The sequence below is a fragment of the Bradyrhizobium elkanii WSM2783 genome, assembly GCF_000472865.1.
GTDB lineage: Bacteria > Pseudomonadota > Alphaproteobacteria > Rhizobiales > Xanthobacteraceae > Bradyrhizobium > Bradyrhizobium elkanii_A.
The window spans coordinates 1-23,354 of the sequence record NZ_AXAP01000031.1 but is presented as its reverse complement, the minus strand read 5'-3'; the positions used below and the strand labels follow the sequence as shown (position 1 = coordinate 23,354).

The window sequence follows — 23,354 nt, the reverse complement described above, 5'->3', positions numbered from 1 at the left end:
ACAAAGCCTTCCCGGCTTGCAAAGGACCAAATGGACCCCTCCGCACAGTTCGAAGAGATAACGGCGCGAACCACCGGGCTGCTCGGCAATCGCCATGTCAGGGCTTCAGGTCGAATCTGGCCTGTCCGGTCTTTGGATCGGCCGGGACGGAAAGATGCTGGTGGATCATCTTCCATTGCCCATCCTTCTTCTGAAACACTCTCGTGCTTCGCGACCAATTCTCGATCTCCGGCGCTGAAGCTGAGCGGTAGCGCATGCGGTTGAGGCCCCACGCGATGGCAATGTCATCGCGCACGATCACCTGAAGATCAGGAATGTCCCATTCGAAGTCCCCCTTGATCAGGTCGAAGCCCTGCTGGCAGACTTCGCGAATGGCATCGATACCGCGGTACTGAAGTGGCGCGACATGTTCATAGGAGTGAATATCGGGATCGAGAGGACGCATGGCGCCGTCGATGTCCAGCGCGGATGAAGTGCGCAGCCAGTCGGCGAAAAGAGCGCGGACCTCCTGCTCGTCTGCTGCATTCCTGCTCATATGCTTCTCCTTTCAGGCGTTCGAGCTTGTGAGGCGGGCGATGAGCTTGTCGAAGCATTCCTGCCAGCCCTCGGCATTGCCGTCGCGGCGCAGACTGCTGTCGTAGCCAACCTGATGGAACGTCATGTCAGTGCCGCCGCGTGAAGCCTCGAAGGTGACGGTGATCAGAGTCCGGTCCTGAGTGGGCGCCATCGACCTGGGTCAGGGTCAGCGCGAGCAACTTCCCCGGCACCATTTCCCGGAACTCACCGCGCTCGAAATAGACGTGCCCGGTCGAGGAGCGAAAATCGACCCGCCACTTTCCTCCTGGCCGTGCATCAATCTCGCAGCCAGTGACCTCGTAGCCGTCGGTCGCAAACCAATGCCGGATCTGTTCGGCTTCAATCCAGTTGCGGTAGACGAGATCGGGCGGGGCTGGAAACCAGCGTTGAATGGTGGCGCCCAGCGGCGTCTCTTCCAAGGTCACCTTGCCTCTCTCCATCATTCTCCTCCCGTTTGCTTTGCCAGATGGCTTTCGAGCTTGTCGAAGCGCCGTAGCCAGAGCTTGCGATAGTTGGCGAGCCAGGAATCGATCTCGATCAACGGACTGGCGACGATCCGTGACGGACGCCGCTGGGCATTGCGGCCCTTCGTCACCAGGCCCGCCGCTTCCAACACGGCGACATGCTTGGAGACAGCCCGGGGCGTCAGCGCGAACGGCTTGGCCAGTTCGGCGACCGAGGCCTCGCCTTCCAACAGTCGCGCGAGGATTGCCCTGCGCGTCGGATCAGCCAGCGCGCCAAATGTGGCGCTCAACGTGTCTTGGGTTGGCATATTTGGAACCAAATAGTTCTGGAACTGATTGGTTCCTATATGAGCGTGCACCTTTCGTCAAGGGCGCACGCGTTCGAATCGCTTGAGCCGATCGCTCAGCTTTCGGCCGTTGGATGAATCTCCTAATGGGATTTCATCCGCCTAATGGAGCCCGCATGTCTGGTTCGAGCAAATTTGCTGTCGACGGTTTCACGACCATCCCGGCGCTCTTTGAAGAGCCGGACTTGCAAGAGATCGAAAAGCAGGTCCACCACCGACTCGCACAGCCGCATGATCCGATGATGAACCGCGTTGGGAACGATCTCGTCCCATTGCGCTGGAATGATCCAATCGTCACGCGCTTGCTCTGCCGGACATCCGTGCTCGGTCGGATCGGATCTACAGTCGGGGCTGACGACCTGCGCTGGATTTCGGCCTACATCTCATCCAAAGGCGCCTCTACGCCTGCGCTGCTATGGCACCAGGACTGGTGGTGCTGGGACCACTCCATCAGTTTCGCGCCGACCGCCCCGCAGATCGCAATCCTGTGCTACCTCTCAGACACGAGTGACCGGACGGGCGCATTGCGAATTCTTCCGGGTTCTCATCTGCGCAGTCTGCCGATCCACTCCGAACTGCCCGAGCCGCATAGCGCAGCCGCCGAGCAGTTGGCGCCCGACCACCCGGCCCTCACTGACCACGAAGGACAGATCACGCTCAATCTGCGCCGTGGCGATGCAGTGGCGGTGGACTATCGTCTCCTCCATGGAACGCATCCGAATCGCGGCCTTTCACGGCGCGATGCGCTGCTGTTTTCTTTCACGCCGAATTGGCGCTTTCTTCCTGACTCCATTCGCGCGCATCTCGCAATGCATCCGGCCCTGCCAAGTGCTGCTGAATGGCCCACCATCGCCGAGTGGGGAGAATATCTCTTTCCGCGATACGGCGGCACGCCGACTTCCCTGCAGATCAATAGAATAGCGCCGTCGCGCACATAGCGTTCGCAGCGTCTCGTCGCATTCGATGCAACGGGATGACTTTGTGCCAAGCTCGCCTTGAAACTCGGCATATCATGTAATATACGAAGTTACATGATGCGAGACGGCCGCTCCTTCTCCGTGCTTCATACTCTTTTGCGCATGGCTGAGCCCGGCGAAGCGCTGAACGCCGTTTTGGACGGAGCTTTCGCCGAAGCAGGGGCGCTACTGCTCGATCGCTTCGGCGCCATCGCCATCGCCGATCTCAGTGCGGAATTCTCGCGGCGTCGTGTGGCGCACAAGGAAAGGAACCGAAATGCTTCATGACGTGATCGTCATTGGCGGCAGCTACGCCGGCATGGCTGCGGCCCTTCAATTGTTGCGCGCCCGGCGCAAGGTGCTCGTCGTTGACGCAGGCGTCCGGCGCAACCGGTTCGCCTCGGAATCCCATGGCTTTCTTGGTCAGGACGGGGTCGATCCGGCCGAGATCGCGCGCACTGCGCGAGAACAGCTCACGGCCTATCCGACGCTCACATGGCTCGAGGGGACCGCTACCGACGCCAAGCGGCGAGGAGATGGTTTCGCGGTGACAACAGCCGACGGCGAGTTCTATCGTGGCAAGAGGCTTATCCTTGCCACCGGCGTCAGCGATGCACTCCCTCCTCTTGATGGGCTCGCCGAGCGCTGGGGCAGTAGCATCTTTCACTGCCCCTATTGTCACGGATATGAACTGAATGAGGGACGGATCGGTGTAATCGCCACGAGCCCCGACGTGCTCCATCACGTCGTTCTGTTTACGGAATGGGGAGACGTGACGCTCCTGCTCAACGGTGCCTTCGAGCCGGACGCGAACGCCCGCGCCGAGCTTGCTGCGCGTGGCGTTACGATCGAGGCAGGTCCGGTCGCAAGCATCGAAGGCCACGCAGACGTGAGGCTGCAAGACGGACGCGTCCTGCCTTTCGCCGGCCTGTTCACGGCAACGCGCAATGCGCCCTCCACGCCATTGGCTGAGACGCTTGGCTGCGAATTGGAAACGACTCCGTTCGGCACTCAGATCCGAACCGACGAGACCAAGCAAACGACGGTGCGCGGCGCCTTTGCGTGCGGAGACGTCGCGCGAGCACCGCATTCGGTATCGCTTGCGGTCGGCGATGGTGCGATAGCGGGGGTGCATGTGCACCGTTCACTGGTGTTTTGAGGGGCCCGCATTGGGGAGCGGTCCAGCGATGTAGCGAGACAACAGACGTTTGCGACGAACGCGCGTCGGGGAAGCTATTTCCGTGCGTAGTGTGCTCCGCTGCAACCGCTTGCTCGAGCCACAACACCCTGTGGTTATGGGTCCTCGCTTTCGCGAGGACGACGGCGTGGCGGGCCGCGCGATCAATCGTGAATGCGCCGGCACTCACGGCCGGCGGCACACCAGATCGATCTCGATCAGCGCGTCATAAGCAAGCCCGGTGACGCCGACGCAAGTGCGTGCCGGCAGGCGGTCCGGCGGGAAATAGCTGCGATACGTCTCGTTCATGGCGGCGTAGTCTTCCTTGAAGCGCGTGAGATAGATGCGCGACATGACGATGTGCTCGAAGCCGAGACCGAGACCCTCGAGCACAACGCGCAGATTTTCCATCACCGCCTTGGTCTGCGCGACGATGCCATCAGGCAATACGCCGGGACTAGCGGGCGTGTCCGGCATCTGGCCGGTGACGAAGACAAAGCCGTCGGCCTCGACAGCGTGGCTGAAGGGCGCGACGGGCTTTGGCCCGCCTGCGATCATGTGGAATCTCAATGTCGGTATCCTTCTGTTATCGCGACAGTGCCGCGTCCTCGAACAACCGCTTGCTCAGGATCGCATGCACGCCCCAATTGCCGTCGACGACCTGGGTGACGCCGAAATCGACCGCTGCCGACATCAGCGCGATCGCCTCGTCCTCGCTGAGACCTTTGATGTTCATCAGGAAGCGCCGCATCTTGCGGAAGGCGTCCTTCATCGCAAGGTCGAGCGAGGACGTTGCATAGACCTCGCTCTGTCCCTGCGCGCCGAACTCGGCGAGATAGTTCGGGTGGCTGAAGCCGGTCAGCACCCAATCGGTCGCGGTCTCGATCAGGGGATAGCTGAGATCGGCAAACGGTTGGCCGGCCAGATTGCCTTTCTTGTGCAGGATCACCTGAAACGTGCCGGTCATCGAGCATTCGATCGCCGTCCCGCTCAACTCGCCGTCGCCTTGGGCGGCATGGGGATCGCCGACCGAGAGCAGCGCGCCTGGCACCGATACCGGAAGATAGATGGTCGTCCCCTTGCCGAGCCGCCAATTGTCCAGATTGCCGCCGAAATAGGACGGCGGCACGGAATCGACGAAATCAACTTCGCGCGGCGCGACCGCGATCACGCCGAAATGCGGCCGGAGCGGAATGCGGATGCCGTCGAGCACGGCGTGGCGGCGCCTCACCGAACCAGGTGCGACGGGAATGCCGGGATAATCGTAGGTCGTATGAACCACGCCGAATGGATCGGTTTGCGGTTCCCAGCGGTAGGAATAGAGCGCACGCGCATGCGGCGTCTCGTCGTGGTCAAATATCTCGTAGATCGTCACCGCCTCGCGCGGCTTGGGGCCGGCGAGCAACTCGTTGTAGTGATAGCCCCACCAGGCCGCGACGCTGGAGCCGAATACCCTGCCCTCATAATGCGGATTGCGGCTCGGCCGCGGCACGATATCGAGGATGCGCACCTCCAGGACATCGCCAGGCTGCGCGTCCTTGACCGCGATCGGGCCAGTGCAGATATGCACGCCGAACCCCTCGCCCGCGCCGCGCCCGAACACCGAGGCGTCCATCGGACCGGCGCCGCGACGGTCGACGTTCTTGCGGTCATTGGTCCAGCCGAACACGCTTTCGGCGCCGGCATCACCCGTGATCATTCTTTCAGGATCATCAGACGCATGCTGGGTCAGGGTTTCGATCGTGATCGTGTCGCCGGAATTGATCTCGGCCTGCGGCGCAAGCGTGCGGCTGAAGTAGCCCCAATGCACGCGGTTCGCGTCGACGGAGAGATGGTGGTGGGCCGCGCGATGCTCCCGTCCGCCTTCGTGCGCCGGCCCCGTTGTGACGGCGGCCATATTCCTTCCGACGCTCGATGGCTGATGCGTTCGCAGTTGCGCAAGCGCCTCCTGCGGCCAGCCGCGCTGACCCGCGGCGATCGACGACGGCGCCGCGCGCTCGGCCTCCTGCTGGCGAAACTCGCGCGGTGGCAGACCAAAGCGATGACGGAAGGCGCGGCTGAAATGCGCGGAGTCGCTAAAGCCGTACCGATAGGCGATCTCCGAGATTGATCGATGCGCCTCGGCCAGGTTCGACAGATCAGCCCAGGCGCGCTGCAGCCGCCGCTCGCGTACATAGTGCGAGAAATTGTCGCCGACGCCCTCGAACAGCTTCTGCAGGTAGCGCTCGGAAATCCCTTCGGCCTGCGCGACACGCGACGGCGCAAGCTCGGGATTGTCGAGGTTGCGCTCGATGCTCTGGCAAATCCGGTGCAGGATCGCGGCTTGCGTGGCCGTACCGGCGACCTCTGAGGCGGGAGAGGTGGACTGGTGCGCAAGCGTCAAGAGAAGATCGACGAGGCTTTGCGCAATGGCCGCCCATTCGACGTCGCTCAGCGTCTCCAGGGTGCGGGAGGTTGCATCCAGCAATCGCGAGAACACATCGGCAAGACCGGCGGGCGCGATAATGCGGGCTTCGGACGCGATCGGCCTGCCGATGAGGCGGCCGTGCCGCGCTTCGGCTGCAACAGAGAGGATGATCGCGCGCATATCGCGCTGGAACATCAGGCTCCAGTCGCCATGCCGCGGCAGCAGCAGGAGATGGCCGACGGGAACGATACGGTGGCTCGCGCCTTGCCGCAGCATCACGCCGTCCTCGATCGGGAGCAGCGCGATCGGCAATCCCTCCCCCGATTGCGGCAGCGGCGCGATCCCCTGCGATCCCGCCGCGATCCGGCTCAGCGCCACGCCCACGGCGTTGCGATGCGAGGCCGTCGCGTGACCGTCGTCGAATGCGCTTGCGGAAGCCGGCTGCAGGCCGACCGCAGCCAGCACGTCCCGCCAGGCCTCCAGGCGGTCGTCTCGCGCGTAGGATTCACTCGTGAACGGACGGAAGCTCATCGGTTCGACCCAATCAGGGCCGATCGAAGCAACCCGCGTGCCAGACAAGCGCAGTCCTCCGCCAAAATGGCGGCGTCAAAACGACGCCGGCAAATTCAACCCACGATCAAAAGCGGTCCATTCTCAAGGCATTAGTCGCACCTGAAGACGTTCTTGCGGATCGTGCCGTGCACGCCCCAATTGGCGTCGACCACCTGGGTAACGCCGAAATCGGCGCCGACCGACATCAACGAGATCGCCTCGTCTTCGCTCAGCCGGTGCACGGTCATCAGGAACCGCCGCAGCTTGCGGAACGCGTCTCGCATCGCACGGTCGAGGCTGGAATGGTTGGCAATCTCGGTCTGCGCACCGGCGCCGAGCTCGGCGAGATAGTTCGGATAGGTGAAGCCATAGACCGACCAGGCATGGTCGGTCTCCAGCATCGGATGCGTAAGGCCCTCGAGCGCGGTTCCGCCGAGATCATTGTTCTTGTGCAGGATGAATTCGAAATCCCCGGTCAGCGAAGTCTCGATCGCGGTGCCGCCGAGTTCGCTGTCGCCTTGTGCAGCATGGGGGTCGCCGACCGAGAAGAACGCGCCGGGGACGGCTACCGGATAATACATCCGCGCTCCCTTCCCGATCCGCCAGTCGTCGATATTGCCGCCGGTATAGCTCGGCGGGATCGAGCTGACATAGTCGGCCTCCGACGGCGCCAGCCCCATGGTCCCGAAATGCAGCCGCGCCGGCACCTTGATGCCGGTGAGAATGTTCTCACGCTTGCGGATGGTCGCATGGTCGACCCGCACGCCGGGATAATCGATGGTGGCGTGCACGATGCCATCGGGATCGGTCTGCGGCGTCCAGACGTAGTTGTAGACGGCCTTCGCGAACGGCTCGCCCGAGGTGTCGAGCTCGAAAATCGTGATCACCTCGCGCGGCTTCGGCTCTTCGATGAGATCGTGATAATGGAAGCCCCAATTGGCTGCGACGTTCGAGCCGAAGCAGCGGCCGGCGTGGCAAGCGCTGCAGCTCGGACGCGGCCTGATGTCGAGGATGCGCACCTCCAAAACATCGCCGGGCTCGGCGTTCTCGATCGCAACCGGCCCGGTCAAAAGATGCACGCCAAGCCCCTCACCCGCCCCGCGGATGAATGGCCCCTCGGTCGGGCCGGAGCCGCGGCGCGCCACCGCCTTGTGCTCGCGCGTCCAGTGGAACACGCTCTCGGCGCCGGGATCACCCGCGATCATGCGCTCGTAATCGTCATTGGCGTGATGGGTCAGCGTCTCAATGGTGGCGCGGTCGCCCGAGCGCAATGTCAGCGCTGGCGCGACCTTCTTGCTGAAGTAGCCCCAGTGGACCGTGGCCGGCGAGACCGGCAGGGTAAAGTGCCTCATGCAAGTGCCTCTTCGGGGGATCGGAACGATCGAAGTTCTGGCGCGTGACGCTTCATCTCACCGGCTCCGGCGTCTTGTCGGCTTCCATCACGCTGAGGAAGCGCGCGGTGACGGGATGGCGCGGATTGGACAGCACCTCATGCGCCGGCCCCTCCTCCAGGATCCTGCCGCCGCTCAGGAAGGCGACGCGGTCGGCCACCTCATCGGCGAAGCGGATCTGATGCGTCGAGATGATCATGGTCAGGCCGTCGTCGATGGCGAGCCGCCGGATCACTTCCAGGACTTCGTTGACGAGTTCGGGATCGAGTGCCGAGGTCGGCTCGTCCAGAAGCAACACGCTCGGGTTCGGCGCCAGCGCGCGGGCGATCGCCACCCGCTGCTGCTGCCCGCCCGACAGGTGCCGCGGCAGCGCATCAGCGCGATGGCTCAGGCCGACGCGGTCGAGCAGTTCGCGCGCGCGACGCTCGGCGTCAATTCGTGTCATGCCATGGACCCAGCGCAAGGGACCCGCGACGTTCTCCTTGGCCGTCAGGTGGCTGAACAGGTTGAACTGCTGGAACACCATGCCGACACCGACATTGGCGCGCTCATTGGCGATCGCGCGCGGCGACAGCGGCCTGCCGTCGTCGTCGAAGCCGAGCCGCCGTCCTCCGACACGCACCGCGCCGGCATCCCAATTCTCCAGATGATTGATACAGCGCAGCAGCGTGCTCTTGCCGGAGCCGCTGGGTCCGAGCAGCGCGATGACCTCGCCGACGCGAACCGTGAGATCCAAGCCGTCGAGCACATCTTGCGCGCCATAGCTCTTGCGCAGATCCTTCACCTCGACGGCGACATTGTTGCGCGCGATCGTGGCGGTGCGTCTGGCACGCTCCTCCGGCGTCAGCGTCCTCGACAGCGGCGCCGGAATGTCCGGCTCTATGCGCGCCGCAACGTCGACCGGCGGCGCAGTCTTCTCCGCAAGCTCCAGCTTGGTCAGGAGATCCACCCGACGCCAGGGCAGATAATCGGCGAGCGTGCGCTTGCGTGAGGCACGATCGAGATCGAGCAACCATTCCAAGGCGAGCTGAATGCCGCTGATCGCGCCGGTCAGCACGAGATAGATCAAGCCGGAGGCGAAGAAGATCGAGAAGAAATCGAAGGTCGAGGACGCAAGCTGCGTGCTTCGCAGCGTCAATTCCTGGACCGCGATCACGGAGGCCAGCGACGAATTCTTCAACGCGCTGACGGACTCGTTGCCGAAGGCCGGGATCATGGTGCGGATCGCCTGCGGCGCGATCACCCGCCGCATCAGCACCGCCGGCGTCATGCCGAGCGCCTGTCCCGCTGATATCTGTCCGCGCTCGACGCCGAGCACGCCGGCGCGCAGCATCTCGGCAATGAATGGCGCCTCGTTGCAGGCGAGCGCGAGGCCGGCCGCCAGCACGGCCGGCAATTTGATGCCGATATGCGGCAGCGCGTCGTAGGCGAACACCATCTGCAGGATCAGCGGCGTGCCGCGGAAGATCACGGTGTAGCCGCGCGCGATCGCCGAGAGCCACCAGAGGTGGCTGAGCTGCATCCAGGCCAGGATCAGGCCGAGGATCAGCCCGCCTGCGAGCCCGAGGGCGGTCACCTCCAGGGTGAGCTCGATGCCCGCGAGCAGGTAAGGCAGGCTGAGATAGTGCAGGAACAGGGACATCAGTTGACGGTCAGCAGGCCCGGTTCCTTGAGATTGTCGGGATCAAGTCCCCACTTCTTGAGCAGCGCGAGCTGGTCGCCGGACTTGTAGATCTCCGTCAGTGCGGCCATCACCGCGTCGCGAAACTTCGGCTTGTCCTTGGGCACGGCGATGCCGACAGAGTACGGGATCGTCACCGCGATCGCCTTCTCGAGCTTGTCCGGATAGGCCTTCACCGCGTTGTCGACGGTGTTGACGTCGTTGATGTAGGTGTCGGCCCGGCCGGCCAGGATCGCCTGGATGCAGTTGGCGTTGTTGTCATAGAGCTGCAGCGTCGGCTCAGGCTTGCCGGCAGCTTTGCACTGGGGAATCAGGGCCTGCACCAGCGGCACCTCGACGAAGCCGGTGTTTTCGGCCGCCGCCGCGCCGCACAGCGACAGGTTGATGCCGTTGATGCCCTTCGGATTGCCCTTGGCAACCAGCACGCCGTCGAACACCTTCGAATAGGTAATGAAGTCGGCCGCCTTGGCGCGCTCCTCGGTCGCGTAGATGTCCGAGATCACGATGTCGGCCTGCCCGCTGGCGAGCGTCGTCAGCAATGCGGCAAAAGTCACGGCCTTGTAGGTCAATTTGAAGCCGAGGCATTCACCGATCATTTCGCCGAGATCGATGTCGAAGCCGACATACTTGCTCGGGTCTTTCGGGTCGATCGATTCATAGCCCGGCGTATGCGGGTTGATCGCGTTGACGAGCGTCTTGCCCTTCCAGTCCGGATATTTCTCCTGAAGCGCCGCGCATGCCGCCGGCGCCGCCGCCTGCGCGCTTAGCGGCACCAGACAACCCGCGGCGACGATCGCGCCCAGAATCGCGCGACGCCACGGAAGTGACGCGTGCCGTGCTTCCCCACAAAGCCATTTCTGCATGTTGCCAGCTCCTCCGACGTTGTCATGGCCACGGCCATGTCCCAAAGCTCGGAACGAAGGCTACGGGGAACCGCTCCGCAAAAGCTTGTCTGGCGGCGTACAAAAAATTGGATGAAGCGGGCCTGCGGTTTGGGCAACGGCTGCTCAAATTGTATTCGAGTCATGGCCCGACGTTTGGGGCGCGCGATTCACTGCTCGAACACCGCGGAGCACACCGCGCTCAGACTAGCCTTCTGCCGACGCAGGCAGGCGACGGGCGCGGGTTTTCAAGGCCGCCGATCGCGTAGCGCTTGCCTTCATGACCGCGTCTCCCTAAGCTCAATCCTGCCTGCTCCACTGCAGGCGAGATTGGGACTTACGCGAATTCATTTTGGTCAAATGTGATTTTTCTCACAGTGCGGTGGGACCGCGCCGGCAATAGCGTTCATACGGCACTAGCAAGACTCTGGTAACCAAGTGAGGGGGCGGCTGCCGGATCGCTAAAATTGAAGCGATCCGCTCAATCCGCCCACAAACCCATTTTGCGACGTTGCGCTCACAACCCCCGGAGAGCGCAATGAGCGAAGCTGAATTTGATCTGGTGTTGGACGCTGTGCGAGCAGCCGTCGCCCCGACGCCGCAGGAGGATTTCATGGCTCAGCCATTGCCCCGCTTCCAGCCGCCGCCACGCCCGGCGAATGACAACCAGACGCCCTGGCCGCTCATCCCATTTCCGGATGGTTGGTACGCCTCCTGCTAAAGAGCGCCGCAATGCCGGCGACGCAGTTGGAGTTTCAGAATTCTGCAGGAACCGGTTCGGGGCCGGTTGCCTAAGTCCTTGAACCTCTGTATTGATCCGCCCCGCTTGAGGCCACGTGGCGGAGTGGTTACGCAACGGTCTGCAAAACCGTGTACACCAGTTCAATTCTGGTCGTGGCCTCCACTCATACAATCAATGGCTTACGCCTGATAGATGAGGCGTCGCTTTCATCGCTTCCGTCGCCGAAAATCGCGCTTTTTCGGCTTTGGGGCGAGTTCCGGCATCGTCCGCTGCACCTGGCGATATCTTGCCAGCATCCGCTCGAAGCTCGCATTCAGGGTTTCGGCAATGTCCGGCCGCTTTTCGAGCGCGGCGAGCAGCAGGCCGGCCGCCTCGATCGTGGAAAGTCCATCGCGGCGCGGTTCGCGGCGAAGCTGACCGTAGCGTGACGGCTGGCGGGGGCCCAGAATCACCCGCTGGCATTTCAGCATCCAGGGATTGCGCCACCACAGCGCCTTGGCCTGGCTCCAGGTGCCATCGAGCAGCACGATGCCTTCGATGCGTCCGAGGACGCTACGCTGGTTCGGCTCCAGCTCGGCCTTGCGTTCGACGGCAACGACCTCGGCATCGGTGTCGAGATCGGCGACCTTGGCGGAGCCGAGATAGAGCACCGCCCAGCGCGACGGGTCCGCCACCGGTCGCCCCAGCGCCTTCGACAGGCTCGGCCAGGACAGCCCGATCCGCACCACCGCGTCCTCGAAGTGGCGCGCGGTCAGCCGTGCGGTGCCGAGCGCCCTATCCTGCTCCTGCGGATGCTGCAGAATCAGGAGCCCGATCCGGCTCTCGATCGGCGTAACACTGTCGCAGATGCACAGCGGCATCGGCTTGCCGCAATGCGGGCAGTCCGCGACCGGCTCGGCAAGGATTGTCTGATCTGATTCCGTCATCCGCCCGCTATACGCTACGCGGCCGCCAATTCAACTATTCCGCGGGCGCTGCCAGCGCGGCAGGTTCGGCGCGCCGCCGCAACCGGTCGATCAACAGGTAAATCACCGGCGTGGTGTAGAGCGTCAGGATCTGCGAAACGAACAGGCCGCCGATGATGGTGATGCCGAGCGGCCGGCGCAGCTCCGTCCCGGGACCGGTGGCGAGCACCAGCGGAATGCCGGCAAACAGCGCCGCCATGGTCGTCATCAGGATCGGCCGGAACCTTGCGCTGCAGGCCTCGAAGATCGCGTCCGCCGAGGACAGGCCGCGCTGCCGCTCGGCGTCCAGCGCGAAATCGACCATCATGATGCCGTTCTTCTTGACGATGCCGATCAAGAGGATGATGCCGACAAAGGCGATCACGGTCAGGGGCGTACCGGTCAGTTGCAGAGCCAGCAGCGCGCCCAGTCCTGCGGAGGGCAAGGTCGAGATGATTGTCAGCGGATGCGCCAGGCTCTCATAGAGCACCCCGAGCACGATATACATCGTGACCAGCGCCCCCAGGATCAGGAGCGGCTGCCTTCCGCTGGTCTTGTTGAAGTCGCCGGCGTTGCCGTCAAAGCTGCCACGGATGCCTTCGGGCATATGCAATTCATCGACCGCGCGCTGGATATTCGACGTCGCCTGCTCCAGCGGCACGTTCGGCAGCAGATTGAATGATACCGTGGTCGAGGGGAAGGACTGCGTGTGATAGACGGCGAGCGGCGCCAGCCCTCGCTGATAGTGGACCACAGCCGACAAGGGCACCTGGGCGCCGTTGGCGCCCGCCACGTAGATTCGCTCGAGATTGGACGGATCGGTCTGGAATTTCGGATCGATCTCCAGCACCACCATGTATTGGTTGCGCTGGGTATAGACGATCGAGATCTGCCGCTGCGAGAAAGCGTTGTTGAGCGCGTTGTCGATATCCTGCACACGGACGCCGAGGCTTGAGGCGGTCTTGCGGTCGATCACCAGGTTGAGCTGCAATCCGCCAGGGTCGCGATCGCTGGAGACGTCGGTGATACCTTCGACGGTCTCCATGCGCTTGGCGACGATCGGCGCCCACTTCTGCAACAAATCGAGATCGGCGCTCGAGAGCGTGTACTGGTAGTCGGAATCGCTCTGTCGCCCGCCGGCGCGGACGTCCTGAGCCGCGAACATGAACAGGCGGATCCCCGGCACCATGAATAGGTTGCGGCGCAGGCGATCGATCACAAGCTGTGTCGAAACTCCCCCCCGCTCCTCCGGCGATTTCAGGCTGATGAACATGGTGCCACGGCTGGCGCCGCCGCCCATCCCGCCGCTCCCGAGCGATGAGCCGATGCCGGCGACCGCGGGATCGGCCATCACGATGTCGGCCACCTGTTGCTGCAGCTTGAGCATGGCCTGGAACGAGGTGTCAGCCGATGCCCGCGTCGCGCCGATGACGAAGCCGCTGTCGTCGGTCGGGAAATAGCCCTTCGGCGTCTTGATGTAGAGCGTCACGGTCAGCGCGATGGTGGCAAAGAACACGAGCAAGGTCAGGAACGGAAAATCGAGCACGCCGCGCAGCGTCCACGTATAGAAGCGCACGATGCGCGACAGGGTTCCCTCGATCAGGCGGTCGAACCAGGTGGCGCGGGCGGAGGTCGCTTCCTTGATGTAGTGCGCGCAGATCATCGGGGTGATCGTCAGCGACACCAGGGTCGAGACCAGGATGGCGAAGGTCAGCGTCAGCGAGAATTCGCGGAGCAGCCGTCCGACGATACCGTCCATGAAAATCAGGGGGGTGAAGGCGGCGATCAGCGACAGCGAGATCGAAACCACGGTGAAGCCGATCTGCCTGGCGCCCTCCAGCGCCGCCGGATAAGGCGCCATGCCCTGCTCGAGATTGCGGTACATGTTCTCGATCATCACGATCGCATCGTCGACCACGAAGCCGACCGAGATCGCCAGCGCCATCAGTGACAGATTGTCGATCGAGAAACCGGCGAGCCACATGCCGGCGCAGGTGCCCGCCAGCGCCAGCGGCACCGAGACGCCTGCCGCAATCGTCGGCGTCAAGCGGCGCAGGAACACGAACACCACCACCATGACCAGCCCGGCGGTGGCAAGCAGCGTCAGTTGCATGTCGAGCACGCTGGCGCGGATGGTGCCGGTGCGGTCCACGAGCGTGGAAATCTCGAGACCGGCGGGAATCCACTGCTTCAGCTCCGGCAGCATCGCCGTCACCCGGTCGACGGTATCGATGACGTTGGCATCGCCCTGCTTGGTGATCTGGATCAGGACCGCCGGCTGCTTGTTGAACCAGGCGACCGAGCGGACGTTGCGTACGCTGTCTTCGATCTCGGCGACATCCGACAGGCGGACGAAATTGCCGCTCGAGCTCTTGATCAGGATGTTGCGGAACTCGGCGGCGGTCCGCATCTGCGGATTGATCGAGAGCGTCTCGCTCTGGCGGCCGCCATTGAAGATGCCGACCGGTCCGAGCGGATTGGCGTTGACGATGGCCTGGCGGACGTCATCGGTCGCAATGCCGGCATTCGACAGCGCGACCGGATTGAGCGAGATCCGCACCGCCGGCTGATCAGCGCCCGAGACCGTGACCTCGCCCACTCCCGGCACTTGCGAGATGCGCTGCGCGAGCACGGTATCCGCGACGTCGTACATCGCGCTGGTCGACATCGTCTTCGATGTCAGCGCCAGCACGAATACCGGCGCCGCCGCTGGATTGGCCTTCCTGAAGATCGGCAATGTCGGCAGGTCGGTCGGCAGATCCGCCATCGAGGCGTTGATTGCCGCCTGCACGTCGCGCGCAGCGCGATCAATGTTGCGTCCGATCGCGAACTGCACCTGGATGCTGGTGCTGCCGAGCGAGCTCACCGACGTGATCTGCTCCACGTCCGCGATCTCGCCGAGCCGGCGCTCCAGCGGCGCCGCCACCGTCGCAGCCATCACCGAAGGGTCGGCGCCCGGCCGCGACGCGAACACCCTGATCATCGGGAAATCGACGTTCGGAACCGACGCCACCGGCAGGAACTCGTACGCCACGATCCCAAGCAGGAAGAGCCCGATCGCCATCAGCGTGGTGCCGACCGGACGGCGGATGAAGGGTTCCGAGATCGAGATCGATGCCATCACTGCATCCCCTCGGTCGCCCCCGCGACCGGCGGGCCCTGCGGCCCCGGGTCTGGCAGCGCGTGCTCGATCCTGCGGTTCAGCCGGTCGAGCGCGAGGTAGATCACGGGCGTCGTGTAGAGCGTCAGCAACTGGCTGAGCAGGAGGCCGCCGATGATGGAGATGCCGAGCGGGAAGCGCAGCTCGGCGCCGGTGCCACTTTCGATCGCAAGCGGCAGCGCGCCGAACAGCGCCGCCAATGTCGTCATCATGATCGGCCGGAAGCGCAAGAGGCAGGCCTGCACGATCGCGTCATAGGGTGACATGCCCTTGTGCCGCTCAGCCTCCAGCGCGAAGTCGATCATCATGATCGCGTTCTTCTTGACGATACCCATCAGCAGGATGATGCCGATCAGGCCGATGACCGAAAGGTCCTGCCCGAACAGCATCAGCGCCAGGATGGCGCCGACACCAGCCGAAGGCAGCGTCGACAGGATCGTGATCGGGTGGATGTAGCTCTCATAGAGCACGCCCAGCACGATGTAGATCGTGATGATCGCGGCGAGGATCAGCCAGGGCTGGCCCGCGAGCGATCTGGAAAATTCCGCGGCGTCGCCGGTATAGACTCCGACGATGCTGTTGGGCATGCCGATCCGGGTCTCGATCGCCTTCACCGCTGCAACGGCATCGCCGAGCGCCTCGCCGGGCGCGAGGTTGAAGCTGAGCGACACCGCCGGGAATTGCGCCTGGTGCGAGATCGCAAGCGGCGCCGTGGTGCGCGTCAGCGTCGCCACTGCCGACAGCGGCACCTGCGCGCCGTTCACTCCGGGCAAATACAGCTTGTCGAGGATCGACGGATCGCGCTGATACATCGGCAGCGCCTCGAGCACGACGCGGTACTGGTTGGCCTGCCCGTAAATGGTCGAAATCTGCCGCTGCGCGAACGCGTCGTTCAGGGTATCGTTGACGGCCTGCAGGCTGACGCCAAGCTGGCCGGCGCGCTGACGATTGATATCGAGTGCCGCCCGCAGGCCGGCCTCCTGCGCCTCCGACGACACGTCGCGGAACATCGGATCACGCCGCATCTCGGCGACCAGCTTGCCCGCCCAGAGCGACACCTCTTTGGCGTCCGTGCCGTTCAGCGTGTATTGGTACTGCGACCGGCTCGACTGTGTGGAAATCTGCACGTCCTGCACCGGCTGGAAATAGATGGTCATGCCGGGGATCAAGGCCGTCTTCTGCTTCAGCCGCGCCACCACCTTCGAAATGTCGTCGCGCCGCTCGCCGAGCGGCTTGAGCGTCATCACGAGCCGGCCGACATTGGTGGTCGGGTTGACCGAACCGGCGCCGATCACGGAAACCACGCCGGTCACGTCCGGGTCCGACTTGATCAGGTCCGCCGCCTTGCTCTGTCGCGCCTGCATTTCAGCGAAAGAGACGTCCGGGCCGGCCTCGGTTACCGCAGTGATCGAGGACGTATCCTGGAGCGGCAGGAAGCCCTTCGGCGCGATCACATACATGAACAGCGTGAGCGCGACGGTAGCGAAGGTCACAATCAGGGTCGCACGCTGGCGCTGCAGCACCCACAATAGCGTACCGTGGTAAAAGTCGACCATGCGGTCGATGAAGCGGCTGATGGCGCCGAGGCCCGGCAGCACGAATTCCTCGTCGACACGCTTCAAGAGCCGCGAGCACATCATCGGCGTCAGCGTCAGCGAGACCACCGCCGACGTCACCACCGCGATCGTCAGCGTCAGCGCAAACTCGCGGAACATGCGCCCGACCAGCCCGGACATGAACAGCAGCGGAATGAAGACCGCGATCAGCGACAGCGTCAGCGAGATCACGGTGAAGCCGATCTCGCTCGCACCCTTGAGCGCGGCTTCCATCACGGGCTCGCCCTCCTCCATGTGGCGGACGATGTTCTCGATCATCACGATGGCGTCGTCGACCACGAAGCCGGTGCCGATCGTCAGCGCCATCAGCGACAGGTTGTCGAGGCTGAAGCCGGCAAAATACATGATGCCGAAGCTCGTGATCAGCGACAACGGCAGCGCGACGCCCGCGATCAGCGTGGCGCGCAGTGACCGCAGGAACAGCAGCACGACCAGCGTCACCAGCACGACACTCAGGATCAGCGTGAACTGCACGTCGCGTACGGAGGCGCGGATGGTGACGGTGCGATCGCTGACGACGGTCAGGTTGACGCCGGCCGGAATCAGCCGCTGCAGCCGCGGGATCTCGTCGCGGATCTGGCGGACGACCTCGATGACATTGGCGCCGGGTTGGCGCTGGATGTCGATAATAACAGCCGGTGTGCCCTGATACCAACCGCCGGTGCGGTCGTTCTCGAGCCCATCCACGATCACGGCCACGTCGCCGATCGTCACCGGCGAGCCGTTGCGATAGGCGATGATGATCGGCTTGTAGGCCTCCGCCACCGCGATCTGGTCATTGGCGGCGATCGTATAGGCTTGCTGCGCGCCGTCGAGCGATCCCTTCGGGCCCGAGACGTTGGCGCCGGCAATCGCGTTGCGCAGGTCCTCCATCGAGATGCCATAGGCTGCAAGCCGCGCCAGATCGGCCTGCACCCGCACCGCCGGTTTCAGGCCGCCCAATACGGCGACGCGGCCGACACCCGAAATTTGGCTCAGCCGCTGGCCGAGGATGGTGTCGGCGAGGTCGCTCATCGCGCGCAGCGAGATCGTCTCCGACGTGAGCGCCAGCGTCATGACCGGCGCATCCGCTGGATTTACCTTGGCGTAGACGGGCGGGTACGGAAGGTTCTTCGGCAATACGCCGGCGGCGGCATTGATCGCGGCCTGGACGTCCTGGGTCGCGCCATCGATGTCGCGGTTGAGATCGAACTGCAGCGAAATCTGGCTGACGCCGAACGAACTGGTCGAGTTCATCGACGACAGCGACGGGATTTGTCCAAGCTGGCGTTCGAGCGGTGCCGTGATCAGGGAAGCGATCACGTCGGGGCTGGCGCCCGGCAGTTGCGTCGACACTTGCACTGTCGGGAAATCGACTTGGGGCAGCGCCGAGACCGGCAGCGCGAAATAGCCGAGAGCACCGCCGATCAAAAGCGCGATCCCGAGCAGCGAGGTCGCGATCGGCCGGCGGATGAACGGTTCAGAGACGCCCATGGCTTTGCGTACTCGTCCTTGCGAAGTGATCTCTTTGCTGGAGCATGATCTTTTCGGAAAACCGGTTTCCACTTTTCCGGATCATGCTCTGGGATAGTCGTCGCGTCACGGCTGCGACTTCGCTGCGCCGCCTGACGTTTCACCCCCCGTTGCTGCCCCGCTCGAGCCCTTCTGATCGCCTTCGCCCTGCGTGCGCTCGCGCCGCGAACGATGCTCGCCGTCCTTCGCTTGACCATCTTTGGGTTGACCATCCTTGGCCTGGCCGTTCTTGGCATCCGGGCTGCGGCTGCGCTTGCGCGGCGCGAGATCGGCGGTCGGCGCGGCATCGTCCTTGCCGATGATGACTTTCGATCCATCGGCGAGATTGGCAAATCCCGTGGTGACGACGCGGTCGGAGGCCGTGATCCCCTTGCCGATCACGGCGTCATGCTCGTTCTGCTGAATGACCGTCACTGGTTTCGCAGTGGCGATATTGTCCTCGCCGATCACATAGCTGAAGGTTCCGGCTGGCCCGCGCTGCACGGCCGAGGTCGGCACCACGATCGCCTTCGGCAGCGTCTCGACTTTCAGCCGCACATTGACGAATTGGCCGGGCCAGAGCTGGAAATTGCCGTTGGGAAATTCCGCCTTCAGTTTCAGCGTACCGGTGGTCGGGTCGACCTGATTGTCGATGCCGGTCAGTTTGCCGGTATCGATCACAGTCACGCCGTCATTGCCGAACACGTCGACCGCGAGCGTGCCCTGGCCGGCGGCGGCATTCACCCGCACGATCTGCTGCTGCGGCAAGCTGAACCACACCGCGATCGGCTGCAACTGGGTGAGCACAACGAGGCCGGTGGTGTCGGAGGCATGAATGATGTTGCCCTGGTCGACCTGGCGGAGGCCCGCGCGCCCTGAAATTGGCGCAATGACCTTGGTGTAGCTCAGCGTCGCCGCCGCGTTGTCGATCGCGGCCTGATCGGCCTTCACCAGCGCTTCCTGCTGCGCAACGACCGCCTTCTGGGTATCAGCTTGCTGCTTTGAGCCCGCGTTGGTTTGGGCGAGCTGCTGGTAGCGGGCGAGGTCGAGCCGCTGATTGGCGAGCAGCGCCTCATCCTGCGCCTTCTTGGCGACGGCCTGATCGTACTGGGCCTGATAGATCGCGGGATCGATTTCGGCGAGCACGTCGTCCTTCTTGACGTCCTGCCCCTCGACAAAGTTCACCCTGATCAGCTTGCCGTCGACCTGCGAGCGAACCGTAACGGTATTCAGCGCACGCACCGAGCCGACGCCGTCCAGATAGACCGGCATGTCCTGCACGCGCGGCATGGCCGCCAGCACCGGCACCGGCAGGTCCGGCCGCGCGTTGGCATTGTGGCCGCCGCCCTTCTGTTGCCAGGCCAGCCAGCCGATATAGCTGAGGCCGCCGAGGATCACGGCGGCAATGATCAGCGATACCATCCGCTTGAGCAGGCGCGGCAACAGGCCCTGCTTCTTCACCTCCGCAGCCTTCGCGTTGTCCTTTGCTTCCGGCTTAAAGAGCATCGACCGATCTCTCCACCTTTGGCTCCCAGCCGCCGCCCAGGGCCTGATACAGGCTGATGATCGCCTGCAGCCGCGCCAGTTGCGCCTGCCACAGCGCGTCCTCGGCCTGGAACAGAGTCTGTTGGGTCTGTAGCACAGTTACGATGTCAGCAGTTCCAGCCCGCAACTGCTGTTCGGCCAGTTGGAATGCCCGCTGTGACGACGCCACGACGTCACGCTGCAGCTTCAGCCGGATCGTGGTCTCGCGGATCGCCACCAGCGCGTTGTCGACGTCGGCGAAGGATTGCACCACTGTCTTGCGATAGGTTTGCAGCAGTTCTTCCTGCTGCGCCTGCGTCAACTCGAAATTGCCGAGGATCCGTCCGCCGTCGAAGATCGGCTGCGTCGCGCCGCCGACCAGGCTGAAGAAGGCGGCATGCGGCTGGAATAGTGCCGACAGCGCCGAACTCTGATAGCCGCCTTGTCCGGTCAACTGGATACTCGGAAAGAACTGCGCGCGGGCGCTGCCGACATTGGCGGTAGCGGCGGCGAGCTGCGCCTCCTGTCGTCTGATGTCGGGACGCTGCGTCAGCAATGCCGACGGCAAGCCCGGCGTCACCCGGGGAATGGCGATGTTGTTGAGCGAGCCGCCGGTGACGCGCACGCTCTCCGGCGGTCGCGACACCAGCGTCGCCAGCGCATTGATGTTCTGGTCGAGGGTCTGCCGGAGCGGCGGCACCAGCGCGCGCTGATTGGCCACCAGGCTCTCCTGCTGCGCGACATCGAGATCGGTGCCGGTGCCGGCCTTGAAGCGATCCTTGATCGCGTTGAGGACACGCTCGGCGCTGGCGATGTTGCGCTGGGCGGTGCGAATTCGATCCTGCGACGTCAGCACCTGGAAATAGGCGTTGGCGACGGCGGTCAGCGTGGTCAGCGCCACCACCTCGCGGTCGAACCGGCTCGCGACCGCGGTCTCTTCAGCCGCCTGCGCAGCGTCGCGGTTCTGGCCCCAGAAATCGAGCTGATAGCTCGCGGCAAGCGAGGCGTTGTAATTGACCACCTCGCGCCCGCCGATGCTGAGGCCACTCGCGCTCGAGCCGGAGGTACGTGAATACGTCTCGGAGCTAGAGCCGGAGAGCGTCGGCAGCAAGGCCGCGCCAGCAATCCGAGCCTGCGCGTCCGCTTGCTTGAAACGCGCCACTGCCGCCGCAATGTCCAGATTGACCCGCTGGGCTTCTTCCATCAGCGTCGTTAGTTCCGTCGAGCGAAAGCCGCGCCACCAGTCGAGCGTCGGCGGCGCGTCGGAGGCCTTTGCCGGCCGCGCCGCCTTGTAGCCGCCGGGAATATCCAGCGCAGGATCGGGAATATCCTTGGTCAGGATGCAGCCGGCCGAACTCGCGGCAATCACAAAACCCGCAAACATGCGCAACACGCCTCGCAGGCTTGGCACAGGCGCGCGCGGCCGTGCGCTGACAGCAGCCCCCCGGATGCGTTGGGTCACCTCCGTTCTCCTCCGCGCGCCGAATCAAGTCGCGATGAGTTCGCAACGCGTTGGGAGATGGTCTGTCGAACGTTCACGGAGTGATGCTTCCAATGGAACCGCGCCGTCATACTACTCCGAGGGCATGGCAAGCGGACAGTCCTGCCAACCCGACGAGAGACTCCGGCCAAGTTCAACCAGGGAACCGCCGAATAGCAAGTTGTCCTTATGTTACGGGCCTTACTTCAATTTCGTCGGCACCGGAAGCTGCCGGAATCTTACGAAGATTTCATGGGGATTTCCGGGCGCCTGTTGCCCCAAATCCCCAATGCTCCGACGCCATCCGGCGGCCCATTTCGCGGACCGAGAGTCGCGAGGGAGATTGCCGCGGACCGGTGGGTCGATTCGGGTCGGCGCGCACCGCGGGCGCAAGGGCCTTTCCCTTTTGCCGCCCCCGCACTAGGGTCAGTCGGGAGCGAAATAACCGGCAAAGAATACCCCCGACATGACAATCAACAACGACGTCGTCGAAGCCATCGGCAATACGCCGCTCATCAAGCTGAAGCGTGCCTCCGAGCTGACCGGATGCACCATCCTGGGCAAGGCCGAGTTCATGAACCCAGGCCAGTCGGTGAAAGACCGCGCCGGCAAATGGATGATCCTGGAAGCCGAGAAACGTGGCACGCTCAAGCCGGGCGGGCTGGTGGTGGAATCGACCGCCGGCAATACCGGCATCGGGCTTGCGGTTGTCGCCAGCGCCCGCGGCTACCGGACCCTGATCCTGATCCCGGAAACCCAGAGCCGGGAAAAGAAGGACATGCTGCGGCTGTGCGGTGCCGAATTGATCGAGGTGCCGCAGCTGCCCTACTCCAATCCGAACAACTATCAGCATGTCGGCAAACGGCTGGCTGACGAACTTCGCAAGACCGAGCCGAACGGCGTGTTGTTCGCCGACCAGTGGAACAACCTCGACAATGCCAAGGCGCACTACGACTCGACCGGCCCGGAGATCTGGCAGCAGACCGGCGGCAAGGTCGACGGTTTCATCTGCTCGGTCGGTACCGGTGGCACGCTCGCCGGCACCAGCCGCTATTTGAAGGAAAAGAACAACGCCATCGTCACTGCCTGCGCCGATCCGCACGGCTTTGCGATGTACGAACTGTTCAAGCATGGCGAGGCCAAATCGACGCCGGGCGACTCGATCACCGAGGGCATCGGTCTTGGCCGCGTCACGTCCATCATCGAGACCGCCAAGGTCGATGACGCCTTCCTGATTTCCGACGAAGAAGCGGTCACCGTGATTTACGAACTCCTGGAGCATGAGGGCCTCTGCCTCGGCGGTTCGACCGGCATCAACATCGCCGGCGCGATCCACCTGGCAAAGCAGCTCGGGCCCGGCAAGACGATCGTCACGATTCTCGCCGACTCCGGCAACCGCTATCAGTCCAAGCTCTTCAATCCGGATTTCATGCGCTCGAAGAACCTGCCGGTGCCGGCATGGCTCGAGAAGCGCACCAAGATCGACGTGCCGTTTGTCTAAGACTTGGCAACACTCGCGAACCTCATCCTGAGAGGGTGAGAATGTTTCGCGCTCGCCCGGAGAATTCTAGATTTGACGGGCTGGCTGGAAGGCGGCGACCGTAAAGCTTTTCGGTTGAGCCGGCGCCGAATGACGGCGATCTGACCAAACCTCCGCCAATGCCAGGCCGGTGCTGGCGGTGCTTTGTGGCGCCTGCTGGCGTGGGCTCCCTGTTCATGCCGCGACCCGCGCCTTGGCGTGCAAGGCGAGGAAGCGCATCATGTTGCGAGCGACGGCGAACCACAGCAGATGGATGCGGGCCTTGATCTTGCCGCGCAGGGTCAGCTGGCGCAGTCCCATGCGGCGGGCATGGGCATTGATGCATTCGTGCTCGGCGCGCAGTCGGTAGAATGCCTTACCGTCCTCGCTCTGCATGCGTTCACGCCAATCCGCGACGCCGACACCGTCACCCTGCTTCGGCGCAT

Annotated in this window: 19 protein-coding genes, 1 tRNA gene and 2 pseudogenes; 6 read left to right on the top strand and 16 right to left on the bottom strand. The window is 63.7% G+C overall.

Translation table 11 applies throughout. From position 1 onward, the window contains the following. Window positions 1-97: 97 nt before the first annotated feature. The 4 genes from YY7_RS52635 to YY7_RS0124935 are packed head-to-tail and all read right to left on the bottom strand — an operon-like array spanning window position 98 to window position 1,348. Window positions 98-535, bottom strand: coding sequence for a YybH family protein (locus YY7_RS52635; RefSeq protein WP_051396884.1), 438 nt, complete (start codon window positions 533-535; stop codon window positions 98-100). A gap of 12 nt (window positions 536-547) precedes the next feature. Then, window positions 548-661, bottom strand: coding sequence for a hypothetical protein (locus YY7_RS64460; protein WP_283807020.1), 114 nt, complete (start codon window positions 659-661; stop codon window positions 548-550). Window position 662: 1 nt separating this feature from the next. Next, complete coding sequence (locus YY7_RS52630) at window positions 663-1,016, bottom strand: SRPBCC family protein (RefSeq protein ID WP_051396883.1); 354 nt, start codon at window positions 1,014-1,016, stop codon at window positions 663-665. Next, window positions 1,016-1,348: an ArsR/SmtB family transcription factor gene (locus YY7_RS0124935; protein ID WP_028165628.1), complete on the bottom strand. Its 333-nt coding sequence runs from the start codon at window positions 1,346-1,348 to the stop codon at window positions 1,016-1,018. The genes YY7_RS52630 and YY7_RS0124935 overlap by 1 nt, the downstream gene beginning before the upstream one ends. A gap of 155 nt (window positions 1,349-1,503) precedes the next feature. On the opposite strand from YY7_RS0124935, the gene YY7_RS52625 reads away from it, so the two are divergent. The 3 genes from YY7_RS52625 (at window position 1,504) to YY7_RS0124920 (ending at window position 3,502) form a co-directional block, all read left to right on the top strand. Next, a complete protein-coding gene (locus tag YY7_RS52625) occupies window positions 1,504-2,325 on the top strand; it encodes a phytanoyl-CoA dioxygenase family protein (protein WP_051396882.1) in 822 nt (273 codons plus the stop codon). 93 nt (window positions 2,326-2,418) lie between these two features. Continuing rightward, on the top strand, window positions 2,419-2,631 hold the full coding sequence (locus YY7_RS0124925) for a hypothetical protein (RefSeq protein ID WP_028165627.1): 213 nt from the start codon (window positions 2,419-2,421) through the stop codon (window positions 2,629-2,631). Further along, window positions 2,621-3,502, top strand: a complete 882-nt coding sequence (locus YY7_RS0124920; protein ID WP_028165626.1) for an NAD(P)/FAD-dependent oxidoreductase — start codon at window positions 2,621-2,623, stop codon at window positions 3,500-3,502. Before YY7_RS0124925 ends, YY7_RS0124920 begins: the two co-directional genes overlap by 11 nt. Before the next feature lie 204 nt (window positions 3,503-3,706). Here YY7_RS0124920 and YY7_RS0124915 read toward each other — a convergent pair whose 3' ends face one another. From YY7_RS0124915 to YY7_RS0124895, 6 genes and pseudogenes are all read right to left on the bottom strand, one after another. Beyond that, window positions 3,707-4,090, bottom strand: a complete 384-nt coding sequence (locus tag YY7_RS0124915) for a RidA family protein (RefSeq protein ID WP_028165625.1) — start codon at window positions 4,088-4,090, stop codon at window positions 3,707-3,709. 16 nt (window positions 4,091-4,106) lie between these two features. Next, a pseudogene (locus tag YY7_RS65135) lies at window positions 4,107-5,363 on the bottom strand (acetamidase/formamidase family protein); the annotation flags it as partial. A gap of 74 nt (window positions 5,364-5,437) precedes the next feature. Then, window positions 5,438-6,458, bottom strand: a pseudogene (locus YY7_RS65130) (helix-turn-helix domain-containing protein); the annotation flags it as partial. Between the two features lie 131 nt (window positions 6,459-6,589). Continuing rightward, complete coding sequence (locus YY7_RS0124905; RefSeq protein WP_028165623.1) at window positions 6,590-7,831, bottom strand: acetamidase/formamidase family protein; 1,242 nt, start codon at window positions 7,829-7,831, stop codon at window positions 6,590-6,592. Between the two features lie 52 nt (window positions 7,832-7,883). Then, complete coding sequence (locus tag YY7_RS0124900) at window positions 7,884-9,512, bottom strand: amino acid ABC transporter permease/ATP-binding protein (RefSeq protein WP_028165622.1); 1,629 nt, start codon at window positions 9,510-9,512, stop codon at window positions 7,884-7,886. Continuing rightward, window positions 9,512-10,414 carry an ABC transporter substrate-binding protein gene (locus YY7_RS0124895; protein ID WP_028165621.1) on the bottom strand — a complete coding sequence of 301 codons (903 nt, stop codon included), beginning with the start codon at window positions 10,412-10,414 and terminating at the stop codon, window positions 9,512-9,514. The genes YY7_RS0124900 and YY7_RS0124895 overlap by 1 nt, the downstream gene beginning before the upstream one ends. 556 nt (window positions 10,415-10,970) lie before the next feature. Here YY7_RS0124895 and YY7_RS0124890 point away from each other — a divergent pair. Beyond that, the gene (locus YY7_RS0124890) at window positions 10,971-11,153 is read left to right on the top strand and encodes a hypothetical protein (protein WP_028165620.1); all 183 of its coding nucleotides are present in this window, start codon (window positions 10,971-10,973) and stop codon (window positions 11,151-11,153) included. 109 nt (window positions 11,154-11,262) lie between these two features. After that, window positions 11,263-11,336, top strand: a tRNA-Cys gene (locus tag YY7_RS0124885). A gap of 44 nt (window positions 11,337-11,380) precedes the next feature. Here YY7_RS0124885 and YY7_RS0124880 read toward each other — a convergent pair. From YY7_RS0124880 to YY7_RS0124860, 5 genes are all read right to left on the bottom strand, one after another. Continuing rightward, entirely contained in the window at window positions 11,381-12,100 is a 720-nt protein-coding gene (locus YY7_RS0124880; RefSeq protein ID WP_028165619.1) for a tRNA-uridine aminocarboxypropyltransferase, read from the bottom strand. 34 nt (window positions 12,101-12,134) lie between these two features. Then, a complete protein-coding gene (locus tag YY7_RS0124875; protein ID WP_035690784.1) occupies window positions 12,135-15,239 on the bottom strand; it encodes an efflux RND transporter permease subunit in 3,105 nt (1,034 codons plus the stop codon). Then, entirely contained in the window at window positions 15,239-18,367 is a 3,129-nt protein-coding gene (locus YY7_RS0124870; protein ID WP_028165617.1) for an efflux RND transporter permease subunit, read from the bottom strand. Before YY7_RS0124870 ends, YY7_RS0124875 begins: the two co-directional genes overlap by 1 nt. 105 nt (window positions 18,368-18,472) lie before the next feature. Next, complete coding sequence (locus YY7_RS0124865) at window positions 18,473-19,891, bottom strand: efflux RND transporter periplasmic adaptor subunit (protein WP_028165616.1); 1,419 nt, start codon at window positions 19,889-19,891, stop codon at window positions 18,473-18,475. Then, a complete protein-coding gene (locus YY7_RS0124860) occupies window positions 19,881-21,293 on the bottom strand; it encodes an efflux transporter outer membrane subunit (protein WP_080663831.1) in 1,413 nt (470 codons plus the stop codon). The genes YY7_RS0124865 and YY7_RS0124860 overlap by 11 nt, the downstream gene beginning before the upstream one ends. Before the next feature lie 562 nt (window positions 21,294-21,855). On the opposite strand from YY7_RS0124860, the gene YY7_RS0124855 reads away from it, so the two are divergent. Continuing rightward, window positions 21,856-22,890: a cysteine synthase A gene (locus YY7_RS0124855; RefSeq protein ID WP_028165614.1), complete on the top strand. Its 1,035-nt coding sequence runs from the start codon at window positions 21,856-21,858 to the stop codon at window positions 22,888-22,890. Window positions 22,891-23,103: 213 nt separating this feature from the next. On the opposite strand, the gene YY7_RS52620 is transcribed toward YY7_RS0124855, so the two are convergent. Further along, on the bottom strand, window positions 23,104-23,354 hold a 251-nt coding region (locus YY7_RS52620; RefSeq protein ID WP_035690782.1), incomplete at its 5' end, for a transposase.